A 6,074-nucleotide genomic window follows, 5' to 3' on the forward strand; every position below is an offset into this window, starting at 1 on the left:
GCCATCCGGCGATGCGGTTCGCGCCGGCCGTCAATGCCATCCATGAAGCGGTATACCACGCTCACCGCATCCTACGGACGTAGGTTCCGGTAAGCATCGGGGTAAGGTTGCCGCCGCACGCCAAAACGTCCGGTGGTACCCTTCCATGATCGTTGGCAGTCCGGAATCCATAAAAAGCCTTAAAAATTTACCACTACCGCCTGACTTTATGGCATTGGGCCACAAATGGGATCAATTCCGCATGTGCGTTTATCCGCATTCATTCGCGATTAAAAAAGGGGCGCTCAGCGCCCCTTTCCAATACCGTGGAAAAACCGGTCCGCAATCAGTTGACCTTGGGCTCCAGCTCGCCCTTGGCATAACGGGTGGTCATGTCTTCCAGCGAGCGGGCAGTGATCTTCGAGGCGTTGCCAGCGGTGCCGAAGGCCTCGTAGCGCGCCTTGCAGATCCCATACATGCCCTTGGTCGCGGCGGCAAGATATTTGCGCGGGTCGAACTCGGCCGGTTTGTCGTGCAGGAACTTGCGGATGGCGCCGGTGGAGGCCATGCGCAGATCGGTGTCGATGTTGACCTTGCGCACCCCGTGCTTGATGCCCTCGACGATCTCCTCGACCGGCACGCCGTAGGTCTCGCCCATCTTCCCGCCATGGTCGTTGATGATCTTCAGCCAATCCTGGGGCACCGAGGACGAGCCGTGCATCACCAGATGGGTATTGGGGATGCGTTTGTTGATCTCCTTGATACGCTCGATGGCTAAGATGTCGCCGGTCGGCGGGCGGGTAAACTTGTAGGCGCCGTGGGAGGTGCCGATAGCGATGGCGAGGGCGTCGACGCCGGTCTTCTTGACGAAATCCGCGGCCTCCTCCGGATCGGTCAGGAGCTGGTCGTGAGAGAGGGTACCCTCGGCGCCGATCCCGTCCTCTTCACCCGCCTGCCCTGTCTCCAGGGAGCCGAGACAGCCCAACTCGCCTTCGACCGAGACCCCGCAGGCATGGGCCATATCGACCACCCGCTTGGTAACATCCACGTTGTACTCATAGCTGGTGGGCGTCTTGCCATCTTCGCCGAGGGACCCGTCCATCATGACGGAAGAGAAGCCGAGCTGGATGGAACGCTGACACACCGCTGCGGAGGTGCCGTGGTCTTGGTGCATGCACACCGGAATGTGGGGCCACTCCTCGATAGCGGCCAGGATCAGATGGCGCAGAAAAGGAGCACCGGCATACTTGCGGGCACCGGCGGAGGCCTGGACGATAACGGGGGAGTCGGTCTCGTCGGCCGCCTCCATGATGGCACGCATCTGCTCCAGGTTATTGACATTGTAGGCGGGCACGCCGTAACCCTTTTCGGCGGCGTGGTCCAGTAGCTGACGCATGGAAATCAGAGCCATGGTGGTTTTCCTCTTGCTCAGTGGTGTTATAAACCGGTTGGTGTATATAGACGTAGTAACATTTAGTGGGATACGCCATGCCCGAAATCGGGATCGGGATTCCGATAAACAACCCTCAACTGGGAATTCTTTTTTTGCCGCAAATGAACGCGAATAAACGCAAATTAAATCACGTATTTGCGTTTATTCGCGTTCATTTGCGGCTAAATCTTCCGTGAGAATCCTGCTCGTTCAATGTTATCGGCATTGAGAGCATCTGTACTAGCGTTGGGGTGGTAGGCAGGCGCTCACCGCATCCTACGGGCTCAACCCTTCGCCCGCTGCTCCAGCATAGCCACGGCCGGCAGGGTCTTGCCTTCCAGGTATTCGAGGAAGGCGCCGCCGGCAGTGGAGATGTAGGACACCTTGTCATAGATATCATACTTCTGGATGGCCGCGATGGTATCGCCACCACCGGCAAGACTAAAGCCGGAGGCCTCGGCGATAGCCATGGAAACCTTCTTGGTACCCGCGCCGAACTGATCGAACTCGAATACCCCCACTGGGCCGTTCCAGACGATGGTGCCCGCTTTGGCGATGATGTCGGCCAGCTCCTGAGCGGATTTGGGGCCGATGTCGAAGATCATATCGTTGTTGGTCACGTCGCCAGCATCCTTGAGGACCGCGGGTTCCCTCTCGTCGAATTTTTTGCCGCAGACGACATCCACGGCAATCGGAATGCTGGCACCACGTTTGGCCATCTTGTCCATCAGATTCTTGGCGGTGTCTACCAGGTCGTCCTCGCACAGGGATTTACCGACGTTCTTCCCCGTCGCCTTGAGGAAGGTGTTGGCGATACCGCCGCCGACTACGAGCTGATCGACCTTTTCCGACAGGGCCTCGAGCACGGTCAGCTTGGTGGACACCTTGGAGCCGCCGACGATGGCGACCATGGGCCGGGCCGGTTTAGCCAGGGCCTTAGCCAGGGCGTCCAGCTCCTCGGAGAGCAACAGACCGGCGCAGGCCTTCGGGGCGAGCTTGCCGACCCCATGGGTGGAGGCCTGGGCGCGGTGAGCGGTGCCGAAGGCATCCATGACAAAGACATCACACAGAGCGGCGTACTTTTTGGCCAGCTCCTCCTTGTCCTTCTTCTCGCCCTTATTGAAGCGCACGTTTTCGAGCAGGACGACCTCGCCTGCGGCGACGGTCGGTGTCTTGTCCAGGTAATCCTTGACCAAGGGCACCCGCTTGCCGAGCTTGGCGGACATGTCGTCGGCGATGGGCTGCATGGAGTTTTCTTTATCCACCACGCCTTCTTCCGGGCGGCCACGGTGGGAGAACACCATGACCTTGGCACCGGATTTCATGCAGTGCTCGATCGTAGGCATGGAGGCGGTGATGCGGGCATCGGATGTCACCTTGCCATCCTTGACAGGGACATTAAGATCGGCACGAATCAGCACCCGCTTGCCGGTGAGCTCGAGATCGGTCAGCTTGATGAATGACATAAAGTTCTCCACGATGTTACGTTTTGGTGGCCTGTATACATAGTTTCAGCCTGAAACTGCATGTTTTTAAGGATCAGTTAATATGACGGAACCTATGAATACCTGTCGGGATTGTGCCGGAAAACAGACTGAAACTATGTACTAACAAGGCTTCGCCTCAGATCGGCGAGACATGAGTTTTGTATCAACCAGCCTACGTGCTTTCTTCTATGAGATAACGAATGCGTATCCGTGTATCTCCGATCACCCAGATAGTATGCGGGTGGATTTCGATATTTCGCCGAAACAGGTCTTCACAGACCCGGATTACATTGATGGATTTCAAATTCTTTAGTCGCAAGTATAGAATTCCATAACAAGATTTTCCCTGATTGATTGCCAGTGTTCCAAAGTCTGAATCATGTGTAAGGATAAATCTATGCTCCCGATATGCTCTGGTTATCAGTTTTTCATCATCAACTTCGTACCACAGTTGCTCTTTTGCATCCAGCACATCAAGTCCCATGTTTCGGAGACATGCAACCACCTTTGGCGAGATATTCTCATCTGTCAGAAGTGTTACTTGGTTGAGCTTCATGCTGAAACAGGCTCAAGTTCCACGTATACTTCGTTCTTGCAGGAACGTGCAGCATATTTTAGACAGGCATGGATATCCTCTCTTGTGAGATGCGGATAATCTTCAAGAATATCCTCTTCAGGAACGTCAGAAGCTAATAGTTCCAAGATAAATTCCACAGACAACCGTGTCCCTTGTACAATCGGTTTTCCGCCGAGAATTTTCGGATTGGCGGTAATACGATCAGTCATTTGTGTGCCTCCTCCAGAATGGGATCCTTTGTTTACGCTTCTTGAAATAGGTTGGGGTGAAGATGAACCCCAACAGCCGATGTCGGGGTTCGTTTCTCACCCCAACCTACGCGGGCTTATAGAAATCGATGTCAGGGTTCCTTCGTCACCCTAACTCATGGACCTGATATTTATTCAAACTCCGAGCGACGAACACCCGACTGACGAATAATAGACAATAACGTCCCTATTCTGATTTCCTTATGATCTGGAATCGGAATAGTGATTGAAATTCCGTTGTTTAGCTTTTGCATAATAACATGGCTTCCTTTTTTTCTCACTTCTTGGAATCCATGCCTCTGAAGTAGTCGGCATATTTCCTTACCTGAGAAAACCTTGAGTTTACCCAACGGCGACCTCCACATGAGTTACATACACTTCACCATGGAGTCTTGAATTGATTTCTTCTTGTGAAGCAACTTCGAAAAACAGTTCCAATGCTTCTTTCAAATTTGCCCTTGCCTCTCTAACCGTATCACCTTGACTCGCAACATCGACCTCCGGGCATAGTGCCACGTATCCATCATCTTCTCTTTCAATGATGGCTGTTAATTGTTTAACCATTTAATCACCTTAGAGGAAAGAAAAGCAAATACCTTGATTGATATCTAAGAAACCTAACATTAAAATCACCCGCCGACGCAGGAGGCTGGGGGGATTTTCTAGTTAGCCTTTCTGTTTGATATGTTCCGTCTCTTTCTTAGCCCGTAGGCTGGGGTGAGCTTGCGAACCCCAGCAATAGCAACGGGAAAATCAAGCTGCTTCATTCATAATCCGCTTCCAGTACCTCCGGTGCAGCGCACCAGTCCGGCGGATACAGACCGGCATCGACCATCCGCTTCAATGATGAATAAGGCCAATCCAGCGTCCGCTTCACATACCGGTGCTTGACCGGATTGTAATGAATGTAATCCATATGTCGCCGGTAGTCATCATCGTCGCGAATAACATGCTCCCAATAGCGACGCTGCCAGATTCCACGCTTCCCCTTGCGCCGACGACTTGCAGATATCCCTTCCCGATAGGCACGGCTCGGGAGAACCGTTGCTTGATCAGCCCGTAGGCTGGGGTGAGCTTGCGAACCCCAGCACAAGATACAGACCGCTTCCATCGTGAACGGGTGATCCCGTTTGGTTCGCCGGAAGGCACCGCGCAGCGCATCAATGTAGTGTAGCAGTAAATCATTGCCGCGCCGCTCGGCAAGGTTCAGGGTGAAAAAATAGACTCCCTGGGAATGCTTGCCCGTAGGTAGCTGCGCATTAGCCAAGTTCCGCAAATGCGTGTATTGAAGGGCATAGAGTTCGAGGAGTGGTGCGGCTTGTCCGAATAAAAGCTGGGGTTCGTTCCTCACCCCAGCCTACGCGGGCTCGGTCACGCGAGGCACATACGGCCAAATTGGTCGCTGTATTGGTGAAATTCCTTATCTATTTCCATGATGACCTTTTTCTTGCTTTCAACTTTCATCTTGGGCTTCGATGAAAGCTTGAATACAACCAGTACCCCCGCAAGAAATAAAAACAACGGAAAGAACACATGCCTCAATATTCTTGTCTCGGAATGGAGCATAGCCTGCATCGTTTGGAAGAAATCCCTCACAATCCTGCAATACTCCGGATTATCCGTTCTACCTAGTTTCCGTTTGATACCCTCCATCTTTCTACGCATTGCCTCGTCTTTGTGTAGCTGGAAGACGAATCTCAGGAAATCCGTAACTTTGAAAGAGCCGGTAACCCGGATAGCGGAATTGATAAGCTCGATGAGAGTAACGTATTCTTCTGACCTCTCATCCAATTCACCTTTCATGGCCAGTACGGATAATTCGTCTCTGAGTCTATAGAGCCGAAATCGGCTCCGATTTTTCAGAGCGGGCTGTAAATATTTGTTATTGATTATTATTACCAGCCATATCGACAGGCCTGCAATCAGGAAATTAACGGTCAACATTTTCTTCCCCTTGTCTGCCTGTTACAGAGTTGGATTTGATATCGAAGCCGGAAGACTTGTGATCGACCAGTGGTTTCAGCTCTCCGGTCGTTATACCATGCACCAGGTATTTTCTATGTTCGGTAAGATCCTGTATGTGCGATCTGTAAACTTTTGCTTGAACGATATTTGCAATAACGCTCGCAACCAGGACTGAAATCAAAGGAAAAAAGCAGAACTTTTCGCTGATTAAGAAACTGCCAATACCTCCAAGTACACTTTCTAAAGATTCCGGAGGCAATTTATACGTGATATAAAAAATCCAGCATACAACAGCAAAGATAATCAGGCCACTCAACCACTACCAGCTGAAGCTGGTAGGTTGGGCCACTAAAGTGGCCCTCGGCGGACTCAACCGCCGACTGAAG

General features: G+C 52.2%; 9 protein-coding genes. All 9 read right to left on the reverse strand.

Translation table 11 applies throughout. The annotated features are described in order from the left end of the window. Nucleotides 1–325: 325 nt before the first annotated feature. On the reverse strand, nucleotides 326–1,390 hold the full coding sequence (gene fba, locus BQ17_RS15505) for a class II fructose-bisphosphate aldolase (RefSeq protein ID WP_089728572.1): 1,065 nt from the start codon (nucleotides 1,388–1,390) through the stop codon (nucleotides 326–328). Nucleotides 1,391–1,695: 305 nt separating this feature from the next. After that, the gene (locus tag BQ17_RS15510; protein ID WP_089728574.1) at nucleotides 1,696–2,877 is read right to left on the reverse strand and encodes a phosphoglycerate kinase; all 1,182 of its coding nucleotides are present in this window, start codon (nucleotides 2,875–2,877) and stop codon (nucleotides 1,696–1,698) included. A gap of 193 nt (nucleotides 2,878–3,070) precedes the next feature. Further along, nucleotides 3,071–3,454, reverse strand: a complete 384-nt coding sequence (locus BQ17_RS15515) for a DUF5615 family PIN-like protein (RefSeq protein WP_089728576.1) — start codon at nucleotides 3,452–3,454, stop codon at nucleotides 3,071–3,073. Next, on the reverse strand, nucleotides 3,451–3,684 hold the full coding sequence (locus BQ17_RS15520) for a DUF433 domain-containing protein (RefSeq protein ID WP_089728578.1): 234 nt from the start codon (nucleotides 3,682–3,684) through the stop codon (nucleotides 3,451–3,453). Before BQ17_RS15520 ends, BQ17_RS15515 begins: the two co-directional genes overlap by 4 nt. A gap of 170 nt (nucleotides 3,685–3,854) precedes the next feature. Next, a complete protein-coding gene (locus tag BQ17_RS15525) occupies nucleotides 3,855–4,073 on the reverse strand; it encodes a type II toxin-antitoxin system HicA family toxin (RefSeq protein WP_089728580.1) in 219 nt (72 codons plus the stop codon). After that, entirely contained in the window at nucleotides 4,066–4,287 is a 222-nt protein-coding gene (locus tag BQ17_RS15530) for a type II toxin-antitoxin system HicB family antitoxin (RefSeq protein WP_089728582.1), read from the reverse strand. Before BQ17_RS15530 ends, BQ17_RS15525 begins: the two co-directional genes overlap by 8 nt. Nucleotides 4,288–4,486: 199 nt before the next feature. Next, nucleotides 4,487–4,990, reverse strand: a complete 504-nt coding sequence (locus tag BQ17_RS15535) for an REP-associated tyrosine transposase (protein ID WP_141699322.1) — start codon at nucleotides 4,988–4,990, stop codon at nucleotides 4,487–4,489. A gap of 104 nt (nucleotides 4,991–5,094) precedes the next feature. Then, nucleotides 5,095–5,667 (reverse strand): hypothetical protein, encoded by a 573-nt coding sequence (locus BQ17_RS15540; RefSeq protein ID WP_089728584.1) that lies wholly within the window; start codon nucleotides 5,665–5,667, stop codon nucleotides 5,095–5,097. Beyond that, nucleotides 5,654–6,004, reverse strand: a complete 351-nt coding sequence (locus tag BQ17_RS20975) for a hypothetical protein (RefSeq protein ID WP_141699321.1) — start codon at nucleotides 6,002–6,004, stop codon at nucleotides 5,654–5,656. Before BQ17_RS20975 ends, BQ17_RS15540 begins: the two co-directional genes overlap by 14 nt. Nucleotides 6,005–6,074 lie beyond the last annotated feature (70 nt).

Origin of the sequence: Candidatus Thiosymbion oneisti, assembly GCF_900092655.1 — a bacterium.
In the GTDB taxonomy this organism is placed as follows: domain Bacteria; phylum Pseudomonadota; class Gammaproteobacteria; order Chromatiales; family Chromatiaceae; genus Thiosymbion; species Thiosymbion oneisti.

Bases quoted from the DNA above. Each gene is read 5' to 3' on its own strand.
- fba (WP_089728572.1), bottom strand. From the start codon at position 1,390: ATGGCTCTGATTTCCATGCGTCAGCTACTGGACCACGCCGCCGAAAAG.
- BQ17_RS15510 (WP_089728574.1), bottom strand. From the start codon at position 2,877: ATGTCATTCATCAAGCTGACCGATCTCGAGCTCACCGGCAAGCGGGTG.
- BQ17_RS15515 (WP_089728576.1), bottom strand. From the start codon at position 3,454: ATGAAGCTCAACCAAGTAACACTTCTGACAGATGAGAATATCTCGCCA.
- BQ17_RS15520 (WP_089728578.1), bottom strand. From the start codon at position 3,684: ATGACTGATCGTATTACCGCCAATCCGAAAATTCTCGGCGGAAAACCG.
- BQ17_RS15530 (WP_089728582.1), bottom strand. From the start codon at position 4,287: ATGGTTAAACAATTAACAGCCATCATTGAAAGAGAAGATGATGGATAC.
- BQ17_RS15540 (WP_089728584.1), bottom strand. From the start codon at position 5,667: ATGTTGACCGTTAATTTCCTGATTGCAGGCCTGTCGATATGGCTGGTA.